The sequence below is a fragment of the Zunongwangia sp. genome, assembly GCF_048269745.1.
Taxonomy (GTDB): domain Bacteria; phylum Bacteroidota; class Bacteroidia; order Flavobacteriales; family Flavobacteriaceae; genus Zunongwangia.
In genome coordinates, this window is sequence record NZ_JBLXIB010000002.1 from 302,244 (window position 1) to 321,781 (window position 19,538).

A 19,538-nucleotide genomic window follows, 5' to 3' on the forward strand; every position below is an offset into this window, starting at 1 on the left:
TGATTAAGGTTAAAAATTTAGATTATATGCGATTTTTAAAAAATACGAGCGACCATAACCAAATAGTAATGAGGTTTCTGGCGCATCGTGATCAGGCGTCGATGTTACTGCGGTGTTGCGTACCCGAACCACATCTAACAGATTGCGTGCCCCTGCCGTAACTTGAAATTGATTATTAAAAAAGCTTTTTTGAATGCTAGCATCTAATAAGGAATATGCTTCTCGCGTTCCTTTTACGTAAGTTTGCGTTTCAGTATTTTCTATATATTGCTGAAATTCACCGTTATACTTCCAAAGAATGAAAAAGTTTGTTTTCGTTTTTTCCCAATAATAACGCAATGAAGCTGTTGCATTTAAAGTGAATAGATAATCGTCAGCTTTATCATTGGTTTCAGTAGCTAATGATTGGGAAACCCCCGTGTAATTTAGGCCGATATTGGTTTGAAAATTTCGAAAACGAAAGCTGTTTTCAGAAGAAAACCCCAGTATTTTATAATTTTCTATATTAAGGTATTTCATTTCAGTACTCTCACCCGTACTCGCTAAATCAATTTTATCCTGAAAATTAAAATGAAATACCTTTAAGCTATTTTGTAATCGAAATTCATTAGCAAACGAGGTCTTTTTTTCCGCAGAAAGTAATACCGAAATTCCGTCTTCCGGATCTAAATCCGGATTTCCCTGTACGTTATGGTTAGCATCTACAAAATAATAGTACAAATTGGTAAATGTTGGCGTTTTATAAGCCGACCCCGTAACGAGACGGAAATTTAAATCGGGTTTTAATTTATAATTAGCGGTAGCCGACCAGATTAAATGATTGCCGTAATTGGAATTGGTATTAAAGCGAACTCCCGGATGTAACGAGAACTTATTTTTCCGAAAATCGAGTACAGAAAACAAGTCGTAATTACCTAGGTTTTGGGTTGAAATTTTATCGGAATGCTCGCCACTAGCCGAAGCATCATAGCCTTCTTGATAGGTGACTTCGTAACCTGCGGTTACGGCAAATAGAGATGACCTCTGGAGAAGATTAGAAACAGTTGCCTTAGAATACCAGAGGTCACTCTGTTGGTTGGTTAAGTTGGTTAAGGTCTGTTGTTTTTCTTGCGTTCTAAGATTATAAATATAGTCTTCTTTATCTCGTGTTTGGCGTTGGAAAGAAGCGCTTACCAAATAATCGGCACCCCCGTTAAAAGTACCAAAAGCCTGCGCTTCGTGCTGAAATCTATCCGTATTATACTGGGCATCGCGTGCCGTAATTTTATATTCTTTATCTTGAATTATAGATTCTACACTTTGGTTAAAAATATCGAGAGTTTCCGTATAATAATTGAATTTATAAAAAAAACTGAAATCCTTTTTTTGATATTTCAATAACGTATTTACGGTATTTTGTAACTTCGGATTCCACTCATATCCTCGCCTATTGTTAGTTTTAACGGTTCCTCCATCAATTATAAAATACTCTTTTCCGAAGTGATTATTTTTAAACCCTTTAAAATCGTTTCTTGAAAAATTAACGGAAGCATACCAATTTTCAGAAATATTATGGGCCACTCTCAAATTTTGAATGTGTCGCCCTTCATCCTCTAAATTATATTCGTTACCTACCGTTTCTTCTTGCAAACTGGCATCAATATTCCACGAATCCGAAATCGATTTTTTGGTAATAATATTGATTACTCCGGCCATTGCATTATCTCCGTATAATACACCCATAGCACCTTCAGATATTTCTATTCTGGCAATATTGTCAACATTAATCTGATTTAAATCGATATTATTCCCATAGCCATTATCGCTTACTAAGGGTACGTTATCGACTAAAATTTTCACATAGTCTCCGTTTAGCCCAAACATTCCTACAGTGGCTCGACCACTTGAAGCATCTTGACTCACCGATAAATTTAATTGTTGGTTTAATACACTGGTAAGCGAACTAACTCCCATTTGAGTAATTTCTTCTGCATTTATTGTTTTTACCGGAAACAATTCTTTATTTATTGAATTATTGACCATTTGCTGATTACCAACCAGCAATACCTCATCTAAAGTATTCACCTTAGAAGAATCAATTTGTGCATAACTAAATGAAGACAAAAACACACTATACAAAAATAGCCAGAATCTCATTATTTATAATTAGTTTAAATAAAATTAGCAACAAATCTAATTTCCAACTTTATAAATTCCAAGTATTTCTGATATTTATTTTTAAACAATCTAAATAAATATAATTTTAACAAGGACAAATTAGGTTCTTTAAAAAAAGCGTTTATATTTGATTATTTAGATTTAATTAAAATAATTAATTTATGAAATTTCCGAAAGTTTCAGGGGTGATCCTGTTTATTTTAATAACCATAACTAGTTGTAAAAATGCTACTAATTCAGCTAAAGGCAATACTGAAGAACATCCAAAAAAAGAACGTATAATTAGTTTAAATGGCACATTAACCGAAATTATAAGTGCTGTTAGTCATCAGGACCAACTTGTAGCTGTAGATGTAACCAGCACTTATCCAGAATCTGTAAAAGAAAATGCTACTGATTTAGGGCATGTGCGAAATTTGTCGGTAGAAGCTATACTTCAGGAAAAACCAACTCAGATTTTTGCGCTTAAAAATGATCTTTCTGAAGATCTCACCTCTAAATTAAATAATCTAAATATTCCTATCCATTATTACCAGACAGAGTATTCAGCTAAAGGAGCTAAAGAACTTATCAAAAAAGTTGCTGCCGATTTAGGTGAAGAAACGCCGAAAGAAGTAACTGAAACTATAGATTCTGAATTACAGAATTTGGCTACATTTAAAAATGAACCTCGTGTTCTATTTGTTTATGCTCGGGGCGCAGGAACACTTTTAGTAGCTGGGAAAACCACTCCGGTAGCAAAAATGATTGCACTTTCCGGAGGCAAAAATGCTATTGATTCTTTCGATGATTACCGCCCACTTACCACAGAAGCCGTAGCAAAAGCTAACCCAGATGTATTGCTTTTTTTTAAAAGTGGATTACAAAGCGTAGGCGGTCTCCAAGGAGTTAAAAAAATTCAAGGATTAGCAGAAACAGAAGCCGCAAAAAAAGAACAAATTATTGCCATGGATGGCTTGTTATTAACCAGTTTCGGACCTAGGACTGGAAAAGCCGCAAACATTTTAAACAGCAAGCTAAATTCTTATGCAAAATAAGTTTAAATGGTATCTGTCTATAGGATTTTTTCTATTGCTAGTAGCCTTTGTGGCTTCTACTATTTTAGGTGTTTACCATTTAAACTGGAATGACTTTTTACTATTATTTCAATCGCTTTTTAACGATAAGGTAAAGGTCAATCCTACCGATGCTTATATTTTTTTTGATATTCGGTTACCCAGAACTTTACTTGCAATTATAATGGGTAGTGGCTTAGCAGTTGCTGGAACATCATTACAAGGTATGTTTAAAAATCCGTTAGCCACACCGGGAATTATTGGCATTACAGCTGGTTCTGCTCTTTGTGCAGCTTTAGCTATTGTATTGGGAAGTACTATAAAAAGTTTTCTTCCGGAGATATTACATTATTCTTTGATTTCTATTGCAGCCTTTATAGGAGCGCTTACAGTGATGCTTTTAGTATATGGTATTTCCTTTAAGAATGGGAAAACACATGTTGTGATTATGTTATTAGGCGGGGTGGCAATTGCAGCGTTAGCAGAAGCTACTACTGGTTTTTTAACTTTTATTTCTACAGATGATGAACTTCGAGATCTTACGTTTTGGCGTCTCGGGAGTTTAGGAGCAGCTAATTGGCCTAAAGTAATTTTACTTACAATAGTTACTTGTATTAGTTTTTTCTTTTTATTAGGAAACGGCAAAGCACTCAACGCTATGATGTTAGGGGAAGAAAATGCAAAACATTTAGGTATCGATATAAAAAAACATCATCGTAAAATCATATGGTTCTCATCGCTCATGGTAGGTACATCAGTAGCATTTGCAGGAACTATTGCCTTTGTTGGTTTAATTGTGCCTTATATATTACGTTTAACTTTAGGCTCTGACTATCGCATTATTCTTCCGTTATCCGCTTTGTTTGGAAGTTTATTATTGCTTTCTGCAGATATTATTAGCAGAGTGGCTTTGGCTCCGGTTGAGATTCCTATTGGTATTATTACTGCATTTATGGGAGCTCCGGTATTCATACTTATTTTACTTCAATTTAAAAAAGAATTATAAGACATGTTGAAAATCGATAATCTTACAGTACAAATAAAAAATAAAGTTTTATTAAACGATATTTCTTTCCGTATAAAATCAGGCGAATTATTGGTTATAATTGGCCCTAACGGCGCCGGAAAAAGCACGCTATTAAGAGCTATTGCTCAAGAATTGCCATATAGCGGAAGTATTTTATTTCAAAACCAACCAATTACTAATTGGGATTCTCAAAATTTAGCGAAAAATCGGGCAAAATTCAGTCAACATAATCCACAAGATATTCCGCTTCCGGTTCAAGAAGTGGTTATGATGGGGCGTTACCCCTATTTCAGTAACAACGCATCTAATACCGATTTAAAAATAGTTGTTGAAAGTTTACAACTTACAGAAATGAATCGATTTAAAAACCAACCTTATAATCGGCTTTCAGGAGGTGAAAAACAGCGGATTCATCTTTCTCGGATTTTTGCTCAATTACACAATTCAAACTCTGACAAATTAATGTTGTTAGATGAACCACTTAATAATTTGGACATCTATTATCAACATAAAACTTTAAACGCTATACAAAATTTTGTAAAACAAGGTAATGTGGGAATTATTGTAATGCATGATCTCAATTTAGCGGCCCAATTTGCCGATTATATTTTGTTGCTGAAAAAAGGAACTATCGTAAAATCAGGAAAGCCTGATGAAGTACTTACGCCTAACATTATTTGTAACACCTACGAGTTCCCTTGCCAAGTAATGCCGCATCCAATAGCAAAAACTCCGCTTATTATTTTCGGAGAAAAACAACAAACACCAACACTCTAAATTATTAAAAATGAATACTACACTAAAACAACGCTGGGAAGCTTTACTACAAATTAAACCACAATTAAGAATTCGAAATGCTGCTCAAGAATTAAAGGTTAGCGAAGCAGAATTATTAGCCACTAAAATTGGTGAATATGTAATTCAACTAGAAAATAAACCCAAAGAAATTTTACAGGAGGTAGTTTCATTAGGAAAAGTTATGGCACTTACTAGAAACGAAAGTTGTGTACACGAACGAAAAGGAACTTACGATAATGCCAATATCGGAAAATCAGCAGTGGGTTTATTTGTAGGAGAAGATATCGATTTACGGATATTTTTCACCTATTGGCAATTTGTGTTTGCAGTATCTGAAATTTCTAATGGAAAAGAACGGCATAGCTTACAGTTTTTCGGAAAAGATGGCATGGCAATTCATAAAATTTACCTAACCCCAAAAAGTAATTACGATGCTTTTGCAAAACTTATCAAAAAGTATGAAAATAAAAACGCTGTGCCCAAGCTAAATATTCTTCCTTATATTGAACAGAAAAAGTATAAAACCGATCAAGAAGTAGATATTTTAGCTTTTCAAAAAGATTGGTTAGCTTTAAAAGACACTCATCATTTTTTCAGTTTACTAAAAAAGTATAAAATTAGTCGAACACAAGCACTCCGACTAGCACCTAGCAAACATGAAGCCTCTCCTATAGATAAAATGAAAATAGCCAATATGTTAGAAATAGCTGCAAGCAAAAATGTTCCTATTATGGTTTTTGTTGGTAACCGTGGTAATATCCAAATACACACAGGAACAATAAAAAAGACTTTATGGCACGAGCAATGGTTTAATGTTATGGATCCGGATTTTAATTTGCATTTGAATATGGATCAAGTTAAACAATCTTGGATTGTTAGGAAACCTACAGAAGATGGTATAGTAACTTCTATTGAATGTTTTGATGAAAATGGGGAGCTTATTGTTCAATTTTTTGGTAAGCGGAAACCGGGGGTCCCTGAGTTAAAAGAATGGCAGGAAGTAATTGCTAACCTTTAAAAAGAAAAAAGTAGCCTCGCCAGGAATCGAACCTGGATCTAAAGTTTAGGAAACTTCTATTCTATCCGTTGAACTACGAGGCCAAATTTGAAACAAAAATAGAAATGTTTTTCAAAATTCATCGTGTTCTTCAAGCAAAAATATTTGTAAGCCTAAATCACAAAAAGTTATAGATTAAATTATATTCATGTAAAAACAATTAAGATATTTGTAGATCTAAATAATATTTTTACTTAAATTAAGTATTCTTACTAAAAAAGTGACAGTATACAACCAGATGGATTGTTATAAATAGTCTATTATTTTTGTTCAGCTACAATTATAACAAGCCAGATAAGTTATTACTATATGGATATTGAATATATAAGGAAGCAATTCCCTGCGCTTAGTAAAGATTTTGTCTTTATGGATAATGCAGGCGGATCTCAGGCTTTGGGAAAAGTAATAGAACGAATAAGTGGTTATCTAGTGCACCATAACGTTCAATTAGGGGCATCTTATAAAATAAGTAAAGAGGCCAATGAAAAACAGCAATACACCTTAAAACAACTTGCTAAATTTATTAATGCAAACCGGAGTGAAGAGGTTGTTATTGGGCCTTCGGCAAGTATGCTTTTAAAAATTTTAAGCATTAGCCTTAGCCAAAATTGGAAAAAAGGAGACGAAGTTATTGTAACTAATACCGATCATGAAGCGAATGTTTCTCCTTGGACCGCGCTTCAAGAAAGAGGAATTACTGTAAAAATATGGAAAGTAAATCCAGAAAATTTTCAATTAGAAATTGATGATTTAAAAAAATTGCTTTCTGATAAAACAAAATTAGTAGCTGTTACGCACTGCTCAAACATTTTAGGTAGTATTAATGATATTCCTAAAATTGCAAATGTAGTTCACAATCATAATGCCTTAATTTGTGTAGATGGCGTGGCTTATGCACCTCATCGGCAAATCGATGTACAGAAATGGAATGTTGATTTTTACACCTTTAGTTGGTATAAAACCTTTGGACCTCACTTAGGAATTATGTATGGCAAATACGATTTATTGCATGAAATGGAAGGAATTAATCATTACTTTTTTTCTAAAGACGATATTCCTTATAAATTCCAACCGGGTAATTATAACTTCGAATTAACGTATAGTTTACTAGGTATTGTTGAATATTATCTTGATTTATTTCAACATCATTTTACTGATAAACAGGCAAGTTTTCAAGATAAATTAAAAAAATCGTACCAATTAATCGCTAACCAGGAAGAAGCACTTTCTACCGAACTCCTTTCTTATTTATCGACAAATCCGAAAATTAAAATTATAGGCTCTAACGAGGCTGATGCTAATAAACGAGTACCTACAATTTCTTTTGTGCATGAAGACTTAACTAGCGACGAAATTGTGAAATTTGTAGACGATTACCGAATTGGAATTCGCTTTGGAGATTTTTATGCCAAAAAAATTATTGAAGATTTAGAACTTACACCTAAGAATGGAGTCGTTCGCATAAGTTTGGTACATTATAATACAGTTGCAGAAGTAAAACGATTAGTAAAAGTTTTTAAAGAAATACTATAAAAGTAATTCATAACTATCAATTTTAAAGTAAAAAGCTCCGTTTAAAAACGGAGCTTTTTAGTTAATAAAACCTACTTAAAAAAGGTTATTTTTCTAAAGCTTGTTTTAAATCAGCTATTAAATCTTCAGCATCTTCAACGCCTACACTTAACCGAATTAAACTATCTACAATTCCTGTTTTTTCCCGTACCTCTTTTGGTATAGAAGCATGTGTCATGCTAGCCGGATGACCGGCAAGCGATTCTACGCCACCTAAAGATTCTGCTAACGTAAAAACCTTCAGGTTTTCGACAATTTTTAACGCGCTTTCTAAGGTGTTTTCTTTTGTAGAAAACGATATCATTCCGCCAAATCCTTTCATTTGTTTTTTGGCAATATCGTGGTTAGGATGATCTTCAAAACCTGGCCAATTTACTGTGGCTACTTTTGGGTGCCCTTTTAAAAATCGTGCGACTTTCTCTCCATTTTCGCAATGGCGTTGCATCCTTAAATGCAAAGTTTTAATTCCTCGTAGCACTAAAAAGCTATCTTGCGGACCACAAACGGCACCACTGGCATTTTGTATAAAATATAGCTTATCGGCCAGATCTTTATCTTTTACAACTAAACCGCCCATTACTACATCGCTATGTCCACCTAAATATTTAGTGGCGCTATGCATTACTAAGTCAGCTCCTAAATCTAGCGGTTGTTGTAAATACGGAGTCGCAAATGTGTTATCTACTGCCAATAAAAGTTCATGTTTTTTAGCGATTTTAGATACTGCTTCTATATCGATAATATTCATCATTGGGTTTGTTGGTGTTTCAACCCAAATCAGTTTTGTATTTTCATTGATATATGATTCTATATTAGAAACCTCTTGCATTCCTACAAAATGAAATTTGATTCCTAAATTCTCGAATATAGAGGTAAACAATCGGTAAGAACCTCCATATAAATCATTTGTACTTATAATTTCATCGCCGGGTTTACATAATTTCAATACGGCATCTATAGCAGCCAATCCAGATCCAAAAGCTAAACCATATTTTCCGTTTTCGATACTCGCCAATGCATTCTCTAAAGCTTGCCGGGTTGGATTTCCGCTACGCGAATATTCAAACCCTTTATGTCCTCCCGGTGTATCTTGAGCATAAGTACTAGTTTGATAAATTGGCGGCATTACTGAATTATAAGCCGGATCGGTGTTTTCTTGACCACCGTGTATTGTTTTTGTGTTGAATTTCATAAGTTACTTTTTCTGTATTCTATAATTATTCAGACGAAAATTACCCTCCAAATTACTTAAAATAACTAAGGATAATGTTTAAAATTGGTTAAAGTAAAAGGACTTACGTTGCTAATCCGAAAAATGAAGTGTACTTTTAATTTATAATTCAAAATAACCGAAAATTGAAAAAAACGCTAATCCTTATATTCTCGATAATCTTATTAATTAGTTGTAAAGATGAAACCAAAAAAGAAACAAAGGAGCTTACTTTCCAAACTAAAAATTTAGAAAAAACTTTTGAAGATTGCGATCCTGAAAAAGGCTCTTGTACCTCCATAGAATTGAGCTATCCTATTATTGATGCTAACAAAAAAATAGCACAACCTATTAATGATAGTATTGAACAACATATTATTAAAATTATTACTACAACCGAAGAATCACCTAAAAATATAGATAGTTTACTAAACCTATTTATTGAGAGCTATAAAGAATATCGTAAAGATTTTGCCGATTTAGATATTCCTTGGGAAGCTTCTGTAAATTCAGATGTTACTACATTACAATCTAATATATTAAGCATTCAATTTGAATCCTATGTTTTTTCGGGCGGCGCTCATGGCTATGGAAGCACTACGTTTTTAAATTTTAATCCGAAGACCGGAGCGGTTTATAAAAACTCAGCTATTTTTAAACCGGAATTTAAAGATTTTGTAGAAAAGGATTTCAGAAAAAAAGAAAATATTCCTGCAGAAGATAATATTAACAGCACCGGAATGTTCTTCGAAAATGATGAATTTCAATTACCAATTAATATTGGTTTTGAAAATGACAATGTAATTCTAGTTTACAATCAGTATGAAATTGCAGCTTATGCCGCTGGTCAATTTACTTATACCTATCCGATTAGTGAAATACAAGAGTATTTAAAAATCAAACTGCAAAAACCACAACTGGATAAAAATTAGGTACTTGTAAGGAAACCCCTTATTTTGCAGTTTAAAAAAATTAGCAAAATGGCCAAAATCTATTATTTATCTACTTGTGACACTTGCAAACGTATACTTAAAGAATTAGAACTTCCTGAATCTTTTACGCTGCAAGACATAAAAAAAGAACCGTTAACTGAAAAAGATGTTGAACAAATGCATCAACTAACTGGTTCTTACGAGGCTTTATTTAGCAAAAGAGCTCGCCTTTATAAAGAACGTGATCTAAAAAATAAAAAATTATCAGAACAAGATTATAAAGATTTATTATTGGAACATTATACGTTTTTAAAACGTCCTGTTATTTTATATAATGATAAAATTTTTGTTGGAAATTCTAAAAAAGTAGTAGCAAGTGCAAAAGAGGCTATTCATGAATAGCCGCATTTTTGCTATTCTAGCTGCAACTGGAGCCAGCGCGATTTATGGGCTTAACCATACTATCGCAAAAGGGGTTATGCCCACTTATATTCAACCTTTTGGTTTTATCATGCTTAGAGTATTAGGAGCTGCTATTTTATTCTGGTTGCTAACACCTTTTGCTCCTAAAGAGCGGATCGCTAAAAACGATTGGCCCAGAATGTTAGCCTGTGCTATTTTCGGGATGGCAATTAATATGCTTTTCTTTTTTAAAGGGCTAAGCCTTTCTACACCTATCAATAGTTCGGTAATTGTAACATTATCTCCGGTAATGGTATTGATATTAGCTTCTTTTATTCTGAAAGAAAAAATCACATGGTTAAAAGGAATCGGGATTGGCATAGGTTTATCTGGAGCGTTAACCCTTGTTCTTTTTAGTGCGAAACATGTAGATAATGCGCCTAATATACCGTTAGGAAATATGCTATTTATTGTAAATGCATTTTCATATGGCTTGTATCTGGTAATTGTAAAACCCCTTACTAAAAAATACCACGCGATTACATTAATGAAATGGTTATTTTTAATGGGTATTATTATTAATTTACCAGTTACATATACCGAATTTATTGCTGTAGATTGGTCTAATTTACCTTTTGATGCTATATGGAGAATGGGATATGTAGTTGCAGGAACAACCTTTGCTACCTATCTCTTAAATATTTATGCTTTAAAACATTTATCAGCATCTACCATTAGTGTTTTTATGTATCTACAACCTTTAATAGCGATTATTTATGCTATTCTAGTTGGTGCCGATGAACTTAATTTGGTAAAAATTGTTGCCGGATTATTAGTTTTTGTTGGGGTTTATTTGGTTAGTACCAAAAAAACAAAAACCCACGCTTAGCTTAGCGTGGGTTATTTTTTATCCTAATTCATTAGGGTCAATATCTTGGGGCAAACGTCCATGTTTACGAGTATCTTCTTTTGTTAATACTTTAAAATCATCAGTATGTGGTAAATTATTTAGATTGGCAAACATCGCTTCCGGCAAACCCGTTAGCTTTCTTTTTTCTAGATCTATCCAACCACCCATCATTTCACAACGGGCAAAATTTCTTCCGCTTTTATCATAAAAATTATGGATAAACTCGAAATACATTCCATCTTCAGATAAGCCTTTTAATTGTAAACTAACTTTTACAGGCTCTCCCGGAAATACTTCTTTAAAATAATAGATATGTTCATAAAAAACCACTGGTCCTAGGTTATGCTTTGCTAACTCTTCCTGCCCAAACCCATTTTTCATTAAAAAGCTCATTCGGGTATGGCTCATAAAGTTAATATAAGAGGTGTTGGCTAGATGGCGATTCGCATCTATATCGCTCCATCGTATTTCAAATTCTTTAGTGTACATTATTTTTAATTCTCAATTTTAAACAAACTACTAATTTACGATTATTTAATATGCGCGCATAATTAAATTATTTTTAAGATCTTTGAAGTATGCCTATTCTATCTAGTAATTATCAGCCTCCTTTTGTATTTAAAAATGCACATTTTGCTACTATTTTTTCAGCAACACTACGAAAAGTAAACTTTAAAATTGCTCGTAGAGAACGCCTCAATTTACAAGATGGCGATTTTATAGATTTGGATTGGGCTACTTCCCAAAGAAAATCAAAAAAATTAGTTATTGCCATGCATGGGCTTTCCGGAAATGCTCGGCGCCCCTATATGCTAGGAATTGCCAAAACTTTTACGGAAAATGGTTGGGATTCAATAGGTATAAATTTTAGAAGCTGTAGTGGAGAAATAAACCGATTATATAGAAGTTATAATGCCGGTGCTACAGAAGATTTGGCAGAGGTTATTTCGCATATTAATCAAACACAGGCATATTCAACTATTGTTTTAATTGGCTTTAGCTTAGGCGGTAATTTATTGTTGAAGTATTTAGGAGAAACCGATATTCTTCCTTTACAAATTAAAGCAGCTGTAGCTGTTTCTACTCCTTGCGATCTTGGCGCGAGTTTACAAGCTTTAGATGCTCCAAAAAACAAGTTATACACCAAACGTTTTGAAAAAGAATTAAAAGCGCAACTTTTTGAGCGACAACTAAATTTTCCACAGAAATTATCGAAATCCGATATTTCTGCTTGTCATTCTTTATTGGCTATCGACGAGTTGTATACCAGCAAAGCGCACGGTTATAAAAATGCTTCGGACTACTATAAAAAATGCAGTAGTTTGCAATTTTTACCGGCTATTAAAACGCCTACTTTGTTAATTAATGCCAAAAATGATAGTTTTTTAACCGAGGCTTCCTATCCAAAAAACATTGCTGAAAATTCTGAATTCTTATATTTAGAAACTCCCAAATATGGCGGCCATGTGGGTTTTATAGAATCTAACAATAGCTGCTATCACGAAAAAAGAGCGCTAGAATTTGTCTACGATTTTGTAAAATAATAGCTAAAACAGCTAATTTAATCGGTTCACTTTGCACTGCTTTAGAATTGATTATCTTTGCACTACTATAAAATCGTAGCATGATTCAGTCAATGACAGGTTTTGGGAAAAGCGTATTACAACTTCCCAACAAAAAGATTACCGTAGAAATTAAATCGTTAAACAGCAAAAACTTCGATCTTAATGCCAGAATTCCGTCTCAGTACCGAGAACGTGAGCTCGATTTAAGGTCTATTATCTCAAATTCGTTACAACGAGGAAAAGTAGATTTCTCGTTATATATAGAACAAACAGGTACTGAAACTGCCGCATCGGTAAATGCTGCAGTGGTAAAAAAATATATTCAAGAATTAAAAGATTTAGGATTAGAAGGTGTTTCTAAAAATTCTGATTCGCAATTACTTGAAATAGCTATGCGTTTACCAGATTCTTTAAAGACAGAACGTGAAGAAATTGACGAAAAAGAATTTGAAGCAATCGAAAAAACAGTAATCGAAGCATTAGCAGAAATCAATAAATTTCGATCTGATGAAGGCGCTGCTATGGAAAAAGATCTTCGACTTCGAGTAAGTAATATTACTAATTTATTAGATCAAATAATCGAAGTAAACCCAGATCGTGTAGCTAATACAAGAGAAAGACTTCGAAAAGCGGTTGATGATCTAAAAGAAAATATAGATGAAAACCGTTTCGAGCAAGAACTAGTCTATTACATTGAGAAATACGATATAAATGAAGAAGAAGTGCGTTTAAAAAACCACCTTTCTTACTTTAATGATAATTTAAATTCTACCGAAAATAATGGTCGTAAACTAGCTTTTATTTCTCAGGAAATGGGTCGTGAAATTAACACCATTGGTAGCAAAAGTAACCATGCCCCTATGCAGCAGTTAGTGGTGCAAATGAAGGATGAGTTAGAAAAAATTAAAGAGCAAATTCTAAACGTACTGTAAATCATGAGACAAGGCAAGTTAATCGTATTTTCAGCCCCATCTGGATCCGGAAAAACTACCATTGTACGGCACCTTTTAAAGCAAGAAGATTTAAAATTAGATTTTTCTATCTCTGCAACTTCTCGTGCCCCAAGAGAAAATGAAGTAAACGGCAAAGATTACTATTTTTTAAGCTTAGAAGATTTTAAAAAGAAAATTAAAAACGACGAGTTTTTAGAGTGGGAAGAAGTATATCGTGATAATTTCTACGGAACCTTAAAAGCTGAAGTAGAACGCATTTGGGCAGAAGGTAAACATGTTATTTTTGATATTGATGTTGTTGGCGGTTTAGATATTAAAAAAATATACCCAGAAAAAACATTAGCCGTTTTTGTAAAGCCACCTAGTATCGAAGAGCTAAAAATTAGGCTTAAAAAGCGTAAAACCGAATCGATGGATAAAATTAATATGCGTGTTGCAAAAGCTAGTATAGAACTTGCTACTGCTCCGCAATTTGATTATATCATTGAAAATAATGATTTAGAAATTGCTTTAGCAAAGGCTCAAGAATTGGTTGCCGGATATATTAAAACGAATAATGAATAAAAAAGTAGGCCTTTTTTTTGGGACATTTAACCCAATACATGTTGGGCATCTAATAATTGCTAACCATATGGCTGAATTTTCAGATTTAGATGAAATATGGTTAGTTGTCACCCCCCACAATCCGCATAAAAAAAAGAATACACTGTTAGAAAATCACCATCGGTTAGAATTGGTTTACCAAGCTTGTGAAGGTTACAAAAATTTAAAGCCTAGTAATATAGAATTTGGATTAGAACAACCTAATTATACAGTAAAAACGCTAGCACATCTTCAAGAAAAATATCCAGATAATGATTTTAGCCTTATTATGGGTGAGGATAATTTAAAAACCTTCCATAAATGGAAGAATTTTGAGGTTATTTTAGAAAATCATTCGCTATATGTATATCCTAGAAAATCTGGAGGAACAGTAGAGAATCAATTTAAAGAACATCCGAAAATTAATCGAGTAGCCGCACCTATTGTTGAAATCTCAGCTACCTTCATTCGAGATTCAATAAAAAATCAGAAAAATATTAGACCCATGCTACCAGAAAAAGTTTGGGACTATATAGATAGAATGAACTTCTACCGTTAAAATAATTAGTACTACTTATAAAACATACTAGAAAAAAGCCACTTTAAATAAAGTGGCTTTTCAAACTAAATAACCAACCAAAAAACTAAGAATTCCTAGCATTCTTAATATTATGTATTGATAACGCAGGGATGCAATGCCAGATTGTTTAAAGTTTTGTTATTAGTGTTAAACTTTTACTATTGTTTGTACCTGTATTAACACTTGCATTTTTTACTTTAAGATTATCCTTAATTTTGTAAGAGGCATAAAATAAAATAAATTATGAAAACATCTCCACAAGTTGCAGTTTTAGGAGGCGGAAGCTGGGCTACTGCAATTGTAAAAATGTTAACTGAAAATCTTAATAAAGTACACTGGTATATGCGTAGCGTATATGCTATAGAACATATTAAACGCAACGACCATAATCCAAATTATTTAAGTGATGTAGAATTTGATAATAATCAACTAATACTTCATAACGATATTAATGAAGCGATAGCTAATGCCGATATTTTAATTTTTGTAATACCTTCTGCTTTTCTAAATAGCGAATTGAATAAACTAACGGCTTCTTTAGAAAACAAAACAATTTTCTCTGCTATAAAAGGTATTGTACCAGAAAGCAGCCTAATTGTTGGGGAACATTTCAATACAAATTACAATATTCCATTCGATAATATTGGAGTGCTAACAGGCCCTTGCCATGCAGAAGAAGTGGCTTTAGAGCGTCTTTCTTACCTTACTCTAGCTTGCAGCAATGAAGAGAAAGCCATGCAACTAGCCGGCTTTTTGAGTAGTGACTATATTAAATGCAAAACCAGCGACGATATTGTTGGTACTGAATATGCTGCAGTATTAAAAAATATTTATGCTATTGCTGCTGGTATTGCTCATGGATTAGGATATGGTGATAATTTCCAGAGTGTTTTAATGAGCAATGCTATTCGTGAAATGAAAAAATTTATCAAAAAAGTTCATGATATGAAGCGCAATATTAATGACTCTGCTTATTTAGGTGATTTACTAGTAACTGGTTATTCTGTTTTTAGTAGAAACCGAATGTTCGGAAATATGATCGGGAAAGGTTATACCGTAAAAAGTGCCCAAATGGAAATGAATATGGTAGCCGAAGGATATTATGCTACAGAAAGCGCCTATAAAATTAAAAAAGAAAGAAACGCAAAAACGCCAATTATAAATGCAGTTTATGCCATTCTTTATGAAGGTAAAAACCCAAAAAAAACATTTAAAAAACTTGCTGATAAACTAAACTAAGTAATTCGTCGGAACAAAACTTACACTCATCGAATTTTCAGGTAATTAGAGTAGCATTATACCTTACTTTTACAAAACTTAACTTAAAATTTAGAGCCATGAACAAAAAATTATTTCTGGGAGGCTTAGTATTATCATTCTTAGCTATAAGCTGTAGTGATAATCAAGATGATTTCGATGAGCAAGAATATACTCAGGAAAGATTCAATATCAATAATAGTGCTGCTAATCTTAAAAATGAAGTGAGTTTAGATGGTGCCGGAGTATTAAGTATTTCTTCTATTACAGCCTTAAAAAAAGGAAAACAACAAGTAGAAGAGGAACCACAAGTTGCCAATATTGCTTTAGAACAAATTGCAACGGTAGCTTCTCCAGTAATTAATGGAACTACATTACGAGCAAGCCATGTTGATATAGATGGAGATTATGCTTACGTTACCTATATGGTTGAAGGTAACGATTATTTAGGAGGTATAGATATTATTAATATTTCTGATAGAACAAATCCAGTTGTAGAAAGTAGAGTTACTTCAGAAATTGCCGATTTCACGTCCGCTTTCTTCCAAAACGGCAAACTTTATTTTTCTTCAGCAGTAAACAACGACGAACTTTTAACTTTAGATTCTAGAGCAAACTTGGGAATGGTTAGCATAGATAACGGAAAGTTTTCCGAAGATTTTGAATTCAAATCAATTCCTGGATATGTAGCCGTAGATATAGCCGGTTTCGAAAATACCATAATTGGGGTTAGTGGAGATGTTGGAGTTTTAGGGTTATACGATTTAGTTAGTTTAGAAATGCAAAATGAAATTGAACTTCCAGACCTTAGATCAGTTGCCTATAGTAATGGTAAAATAGCCGTTTTAACTGGAGGAAATGCACTTGGTATTTACGATGCTTCTTCTTTAGCTGAATTAAATACTATTAATACGCCTAACCTTACTGGCGCATCCAAACGAACTATTGCCTTTAAAAATCAAAATATTTTAGTTTCTGAAGGAGAAAATGGTGTAGGTATTTACAATACTAATTCAGGCTCAGAAATTTTACATTTACCTATACAAATTGCACCTAACGCAGAATATGATGAAAAAGATATTGTAACTAATGCCGTTTCTATAGCAGACGATTTTATATTAATGGCTAATGGTGGTGCCGGATTCGGAATTTCTAGATTAGACGAGAACAATACACTTATAGAAGAAGGTATTGTAGATTTAGAAGGTTCTTCTAATTATGTACAATCTGATGGTGAATACATATTTGTAGCTTCTGGTTTAGGCGGTTTACGAATTATAAAAATGAGTACAGCTAATAGAGCAGAAACCGAATTTACATCCTGCGAATCTTACGAAGTTTATAACGGAAAATCGAATGTAAATATTAATCCTAATGAAGAGGAAGCTTATCAAGGTATAGCTACATTAAAACACTTAAATGTAGGTGGTAAATTTACATTTTGTGGTACGCTTAACATTCAAAAAAGCACTAATATCAATAGCGAAGGTGAAATTAATATTAGAGGTGCTATGGCTGTTGGTACATTCGGAAAAAACGATGATTTAAGCATTAATAGCAATGCTGTATTGCGTGTTGAAGGAAATCTTACGGTTTATGGTAATTTAAATTTACAAAGCGGTGCTACTTTAGAATTTGTAGGAGAAGATTCTTCTTTAAAAGTATATGGAAAAATTAAGCAAAATAGCGGTAGCCAAATTACAGGAAATTATATAGATATTTCTAATTAAGTTTAATAGCCCCAAACTCAATTAAAAAGGTCGCTGTAGTAGCGACCTTTTTTATATTATTTTGCTAATATTCCTTTATTCGGAAGTAGCGGAAGTTCGATTAAATTTTCTTCTGAGACACTATTCTTTTTAAACAGATATTTCTTTTCGTACATTTTATTATCGGCAAAAAAAGTAACCTGATATTCGTTATTTAAGGTTAAAACCTCATCTTGAATAAACTCTATTTTTGCAAACGAGTGTGGTGGTAGTTTTTCAACCTTGTGGCGCATAGTCGATGTTTCTTTAGAACCATCGTGGCCTTTAGCAACAATCAACACCATCTCTATAGAAGTATTCCTATTGTTAATTACGTAGGCATTCCATTCATCTGTACGAAAGGCTTTATTAAACTCTCTTACTGCTGCAACATGAACCTTTTCAACCTCAGGTATTTCAATATCCTTTTTCAAAATTGACTATTTTTAAACGTCTTTTTCAATATGATCTTCCCAACGGTGCTTTATTTTATACCATATTATAATTAATAATACAGCTGCCACCGCTAGAATAATAAGCCCTATAGTTATTTTAAGAACTGCTATTGCTAAATATACAAGCGCACTTAAAATTAATACTGATACTATAATAAAAGTTGCTTTCCCCATAACCTATGATTTTGGAGAAAAGTTCGAACTTTTAAATAGGCTTCTATCTCAAGAAAGTCATAAATATTTTTAATTTCTTCTAAATAGAAGATTTAAATTGCTCTAAAAAGCGAATATCATTTTCATAAAACATACGAATATCGCCAATTTGGTATAAAAGCATTGCAATACGTTCTATTCCCATTCCAAAGGCAAAACCTGAGTATTCTTTCGGATCGATATTACAATTTTTTAAAACATTCGGGTCTACCATTCCGCAACCTCCAATTTCTAGCCAACCGGTTCCTTTGGTGATTCGGTAATCGGTTTCGTTTTCCAATCCCCAATAAATATCAATCTCGGCACTAGGCTCTGTAAATGGAAAATAAGAAGGACGAAGTCTTATTTTAGATTTACCAAAAAGTTGCTTGGTGAAATACAATAAGGTTTGTTTTAAATCGGCAAACGATACATCTTTATCAATATACAAACCTTCTACTTGGTGAAATATACAGTGAGAGCGTGCTGAAATGGCTTCATTTCTAAAAACTCGTCCCGGAGAAATTGTACGTATGGGAGGTTTATTATCTTCCATATAACGTACTTGTACTGAAGATGTATGTGTTCTTAACAGAATATCCGGATCGGTTTGAATAAAAAAGGTGTCTTGCATATCTCTAGCAGGGTGATATTCCGGAAGATTTAAGGCAGTAAAATTATGCCAATCGTCTTCCATTTCCGGACCTTCAGAAACATTAAACCCGATATTAGAAAAGATCTCAATGATTTGATTTTTAACAATAGATATGGGATGTCTTGCCCCGATTTCGATAGATTCTCCCGTACGGGTTAAATCACCATACACGCCTTTTTCTTCCAGCTTACTTTCTAATTCTTCTTTTAGCTGGTTGACTTTATCCTGAGCCGCATTTTTTAGCTGATTAATGGTTTGCCCAAATTCTTTTTTAGATTCATTGGGAACATTTTTAAATTCAGCAAAAAAATGGTTTAAAATCCCTTTTTTTCCTAAAAATTTAATTCTGAAATTTTCGATTTCCTCTTGAGAAGAAGCACTAAACTTTTCAACTTCAGCAATATAATTTTTAATCTTATCTATCATTTGTT

The 19,538-nt window shown here is 33.1% G+C and carries 20 protein-coding genes and 1 tRNA gene; 14 read left to right on the plus strand and 7 right to left on the minus strand.

Annotation, left to right across the window (positions count from 1 at the left end):
* Positions 1-9 precede the first annotated feature (9 nt).
* Positions 10-2,136: a TonB-dependent receptor plug domain-containing protein gene (locus tag ACN0WI_RS04175; RefSeq protein ID WP_417885369.1), complete on the minus strand. Its 2,127-nt coding sequence runs from the start codon at positions 2,134-2,136 to the stop codon at positions 10-12.
* A 182-nt stretch (positions 2,137-2,318) separates the two neighbouring features.
* On the opposite strand from ACN0WI_RS04175, the gene ACN0WI_RS04180 reads away from it, so the two are divergent.
* From ACN0WI_RS04180 to ACN0WI_RS04195, 4 genes are read left to right on the plus strand one after another with little or no spacing between them, the layout of a single operon-like run.
* A complete protein-coding gene (locus ACN0WI_RS04180; RefSeq protein ID WP_417885370.1) occupies positions 2,319-3,194 on the plus strand; it encodes a heme/hemin ABC transporter substrate-binding protein in 876 nt (291 codons plus the stop codon).
* Positions 3,184-4,218, plus strand: a complete 1,035-nt coding sequence (locus ACN0WI_RS04185) for a FecCD family ABC transporter permease (protein WP_417885371.1) — start codon at positions 3,184-3,186, stop codon at positions 4,216-4,218. The genes ACN0WI_RS04180 and ACN0WI_RS04185 overlap by 11 nt, the downstream gene beginning before the upstream one ends.
* Before the next feature lie 3 nt (positions 4,219-4,221).
* On the plus strand, positions 4,222-5,016 hold the full coding sequence (locus ACN0WI_RS04190) for a heme ABC transporter ATP-binding protein (protein ID WP_417885372.1): 795 nt from the start codon (positions 4,222-4,224) through the stop codon (positions 5,014-5,016).
* Positions 5,017-5,026: 10 nt separating this feature from the next.
* Complete coding sequence (locus ACN0WI_RS04195; RefSeq protein ID WP_417885373.1) at positions 5,027-6,055, plus strand: hemin-degrading factor; 1,029 nt, start codon at positions 5,027-5,029, stop codon at positions 6,053-6,055.
* Between the two features lie 11 nt (positions 6,056-6,066).
* Here ACN0WI_RS04195 and ACN0WI_RS04200 read toward each other — a convergent pair.
* Positions 6,067-6,138 (minus strand) — tRNA-Arg (locus tag ACN0WI_RS04200).
* 265 nt (positions 6,139-6,403) lie between these two features.
* Here ACN0WI_RS04200 and ACN0WI_RS04205 point away from each other — a divergent pair.
* On the plus strand, positions 6,404-7,627 hold the full coding sequence (locus tag ACN0WI_RS04205; RefSeq protein WP_417885374.1) for a cysteine desulfurase-like protein: 1,224 nt from the start codon (positions 6,404-6,406) through the stop codon (positions 7,625-7,627).
* An 85-nt stretch (positions 7,628-7,712) separates the two neighbouring features.
* Here the strand turns inward: ACN0WI_RS04205 and ACN0WI_RS04210 are convergent, their stop codons facing one another.
* Entirely contained in the window at positions 7,713-8,858 is a 1,146-nt protein-coding gene (locus tag ACN0WI_RS04210; RefSeq protein WP_417885375.1) for a cystathionine gamma-synthase, read from the minus strand.
* A gap of 164 nt (positions 8,859-9,022) precedes the next feature.
* On the opposite strand from ACN0WI_RS04210, the gene ACN0WI_RS04215 reads away from it, so the two are divergent.
* The 3 genes from ACN0WI_RS04215 to ACN0WI_RS04225 are packed head-to-tail and all read left to right on the plus strand — an operon-like array spanning position 9,023 to position 11,099.
* The gene (locus ACN0WI_RS04215) at positions 9,023-9,808 is read left to right on the plus strand and encodes a DUF3298 and DUF4163 domain-containing protein (RefSeq protein ID WP_417885376.1); all 786 of its coding nucleotides are present in this window, start codon (positions 9,023-9,025) and stop codon (positions 9,806-9,808) included.
* A gap of 48 nt (positions 9,809-9,856) precedes the next feature.
* Entirely contained in the window at positions 9,857-10,210 is a 354-nt protein-coding gene (locus tag ACN0WI_RS04220; protein WP_417885377.1) for an arsenate reductase family protein, read from the plus strand.
* Complete coding sequence (locus tag ACN0WI_RS04225; RefSeq protein WP_417885378.1) at positions 10,203-11,099, plus strand: DMT family transporter; 897 nt, start codon at positions 10,203-10,205, stop codon at positions 11,097-11,099. Before ACN0WI_RS04220 ends, ACN0WI_RS04225 begins: the two co-directional genes overlap by 8 nt.
* Before the next feature lie 18 nt (positions 11,100-11,117).
* Here ACN0WI_RS04225 and ACN0WI_RS04230 read toward each other — a convergent pair whose 3' ends face one another.
* Complete coding sequence (locus ACN0WI_RS04230; RefSeq protein ID WP_417885379.1) at positions 11,118-11,609, minus strand: acyl-CoA thioesterase; 492 nt, start codon at positions 11,607-11,609, stop codon at positions 11,118-11,120.
* Between the two features lie 89 nt (positions 11,610-11,698).
* On the opposite strand from ACN0WI_RS04230, the gene ACN0WI_RS04235 reads away from it, so the two are divergent.
* From ACN0WI_RS04235 to ACN0WI_RS04260, 6 genes are all read left to right on the plus strand, one after another.
* Positions 11,699-12,664 carry a YheT family hydrolase gene (locus tag ACN0WI_RS04235; RefSeq protein WP_417885380.1) on the plus strand — a complete coding sequence of 322 codons (966 nt, stop codon included), beginning with the start codon at positions 11,699-11,701 and terminating at the stop codon, positions 12,662-12,664.
* Positions 12,665-12,744: 80 nt separating this feature from the next.
* Positions 12,745-13,617, plus strand: coding sequence for a YicC/YloC family endoribonuclease (locus tag ACN0WI_RS04240; protein ID WP_417885381.1), 873 nt, complete (start codon positions 12,745-12,747; stop codon positions 13,615-13,617).
* Positions 13,618-13,620: 3 nt separating this feature from the next.
* Entirely contained in the window at positions 13,621-14,202 is a 582-nt protein-coding gene (gene gmk / locus ACN0WI_RS04245; protein WP_417885382.1) for a guanylate kinase, read from the plus strand.
* A complete protein-coding gene (gene nadD / locus ACN0WI_RS04250) occupies positions 14,195-14,779 on the plus strand; it encodes a nicotinate (nicotinamide) nucleotide adenylyltransferase (protein ID WP_417885383.1) in 585 nt (194 codons plus the stop codon). Before gmk ends, nadD begins: the two co-directional genes overlap by 8 nt.
* Before the next feature lie 264 nt (positions 14,780-15,043).
* Entirely contained in the window at positions 15,044-16,039 is a 996-nt protein-coding gene (locus ACN0WI_RS04255; protein WP_417885384.1) for an NAD(P)H-dependent glycerol-3-phosphate dehydrogenase, read from the plus strand.
* Between the two features lie 98 nt (positions 16,040-16,137).
* Complete coding sequence (locus tag ACN0WI_RS04260; RefSeq protein ID WP_417885385.1) at positions 16,138-17,787, plus strand: hypothetical protein; 1,650 nt, start codon at positions 16,138-16,140, stop codon at positions 17,785-17,787.
* A 56-nt stretch (positions 17,788-17,843) separates the two neighbouring features.
* Here ACN0WI_RS04260 and ACN0WI_RS04265 read toward each other — a convergent pair whose 3' ends face one another.
* The 3 genes from ACN0WI_RS04265 to pheS all read right to left on the minus strand — a co-directional run bounded on the left by ACN0WI_RS04265 (position 17,844) and on the right by pheS (position 19,533).
* Positions 17,844-18,239, minus strand: coding sequence for a hypothetical protein (locus ACN0WI_RS04265; protein WP_417885386.1), 396 nt, complete (start codon positions 18,237-18,239; stop codon positions 17,844-17,846).
* A gap of 12 nt (positions 18,240-18,251) precedes the next feature.
* Entirely contained in the window at positions 18,252-18,434 is a 183-nt protein-coding gene (locus ACN0WI_RS04270) for a hypothetical protein (protein WP_417885387.1), read from the minus strand.
* A gap of 79 nt (positions 18,435-18,513) precedes the next feature.
* Entirely contained in the window at positions 18,514-19,533 is a 1,020-nt protein-coding gene (gene pheS, locus ACN0WI_RS04275) for a phenylalanine--tRNA ligase subunit alpha (RefSeq protein ID WP_417885388.1), read from the minus strand.
* Positions 19,534-19,538 lie beyond the last annotated feature (5 nt).

Excerpts from the sequence above, each read along its gene's own strand:
- ACN0WI_RS04190 (WP_417885372.1), top strand. The coding sequence starts at position 4,222 with ATGTTGAAAATCGATAATCTTACAGTACAAATAAAAAATAAAGTTTTA.
- ACN0WI_RS04175 (WP_417885369.1), bottom strand. The coding sequence starts at position 2,136 with ATGAGATTCTGGCTATTTTTGTATAGTGTGTTTTTGTCTTCATTTAGT.
- ACN0WI_RS04195 (WP_417885373.1), top strand. The coding sequence starts at position 5,027 with ATGAATACTACACTAAAACAACGCTGGGAAGCTTTACTACAAATTAAA.
- ACN0WI_RS04185 (WP_417885371.1), top strand. The coding sequence starts at position 3,184 with ATGCAAAATAAGTTTAAATGGTATCTGTCTATAGGATTTTTTCTATTG.
- gmk (WP_417885382.1), top strand. The coding sequence starts at position 13,621 with ATGAGACAAGGCAAGTTAATCGTATTTTCAGCCCCATCTGGATCCGGA.
- ACN0WI_RS04270 (WP_417885387.1), bottom strand. The coding sequence starts at position 18,434 with ATGGGGAAAGCAACTTTTATTATAGTATCAGTATTAATTTTAAGTGCG.
- ACN0WI_RS04255 (WP_417885384.1), top strand. The coding sequence starts at position 15,044 with ATGAAAACATCTCCACAAGTTGCAGTTTTAGGAGGCGGAAGCTGGGCT.
- ACN0WI_RS04220 (WP_417885377.1), top strand. The coding sequence starts at position 9,857 with ATGGCCAAAATCTATTATTTATCTACTTGTGACACTTGCAAACGTATA.
- ACN0WI_RS04240 (WP_417885381.1), top strand. The coding sequence starts at position 12,745 with ATGATTCAGTCAATGACAGGTTTTGGGAAAAGCGTATTACAACTTCCC.
- ACN0WI_RS04260 (WP_417885385.1), top strand. The coding sequence starts at position 16,138 with ATGAACAAAAAATTATTTCTGGGAGGCTTAGTATTATCATTCTTAGCT.
- ACN0WI_RS04210 (WP_417885375.1), bottom strand. The coding sequence starts at position 8,858 with ATGAAATTCAACACAAAAACAATACACGGTGGTCAAGAAAACACCGAT.
- ACN0WI_RS04225 (WP_417885378.1), top strand. The coding sequence starts at position 10,203 with ATGAATAGCCGCATTTTTGCTATTCTAGCTGCAACTGGAGCCAGCGCG.
- ACN0WI_RS04235 (WP_417885380.1), top strand. The coding sequence starts at position 11,699 with ATGCCTATTCTATCTAGTAATTATCAGCCTCCTTTTGTATTTAAAAAT.
- ACN0WI_RS04205 (WP_417885374.1), top strand. The coding sequence starts at position 6,404 with ATGGATATTGAATATATAAGGAAGCAATTCCCTGCGCTTAGTAAAGAT.
- ACN0WI_RS04180 (WP_417885370.1), top strand. The coding sequence starts at position 2,319 with ATGAAATTTCCGAAAGTTTCAGGGGTGATCCTGTTTATTTTAATAACC.
- ACN0WI_RS04230 (WP_417885379.1), bottom strand. The coding sequence starts at position 11,609 with ATGTACACTAAAGAATTTGAAATACGATGGAGCGATATAGATGCGAAT.
- nadD (WP_417885383.1), top strand. The coding sequence starts at position 14,195 with ATGAATAAAAAAGTAGGCCTTTTTTTTGGGACATTTAACCCAATACAT.
- pheS (WP_417885388.1), bottom strand. The coding sequence starts at position 19,533 with ATGATAGATAAGATTAAAAATTATATTGCTGAAGTTGAAAAGTTTAGT.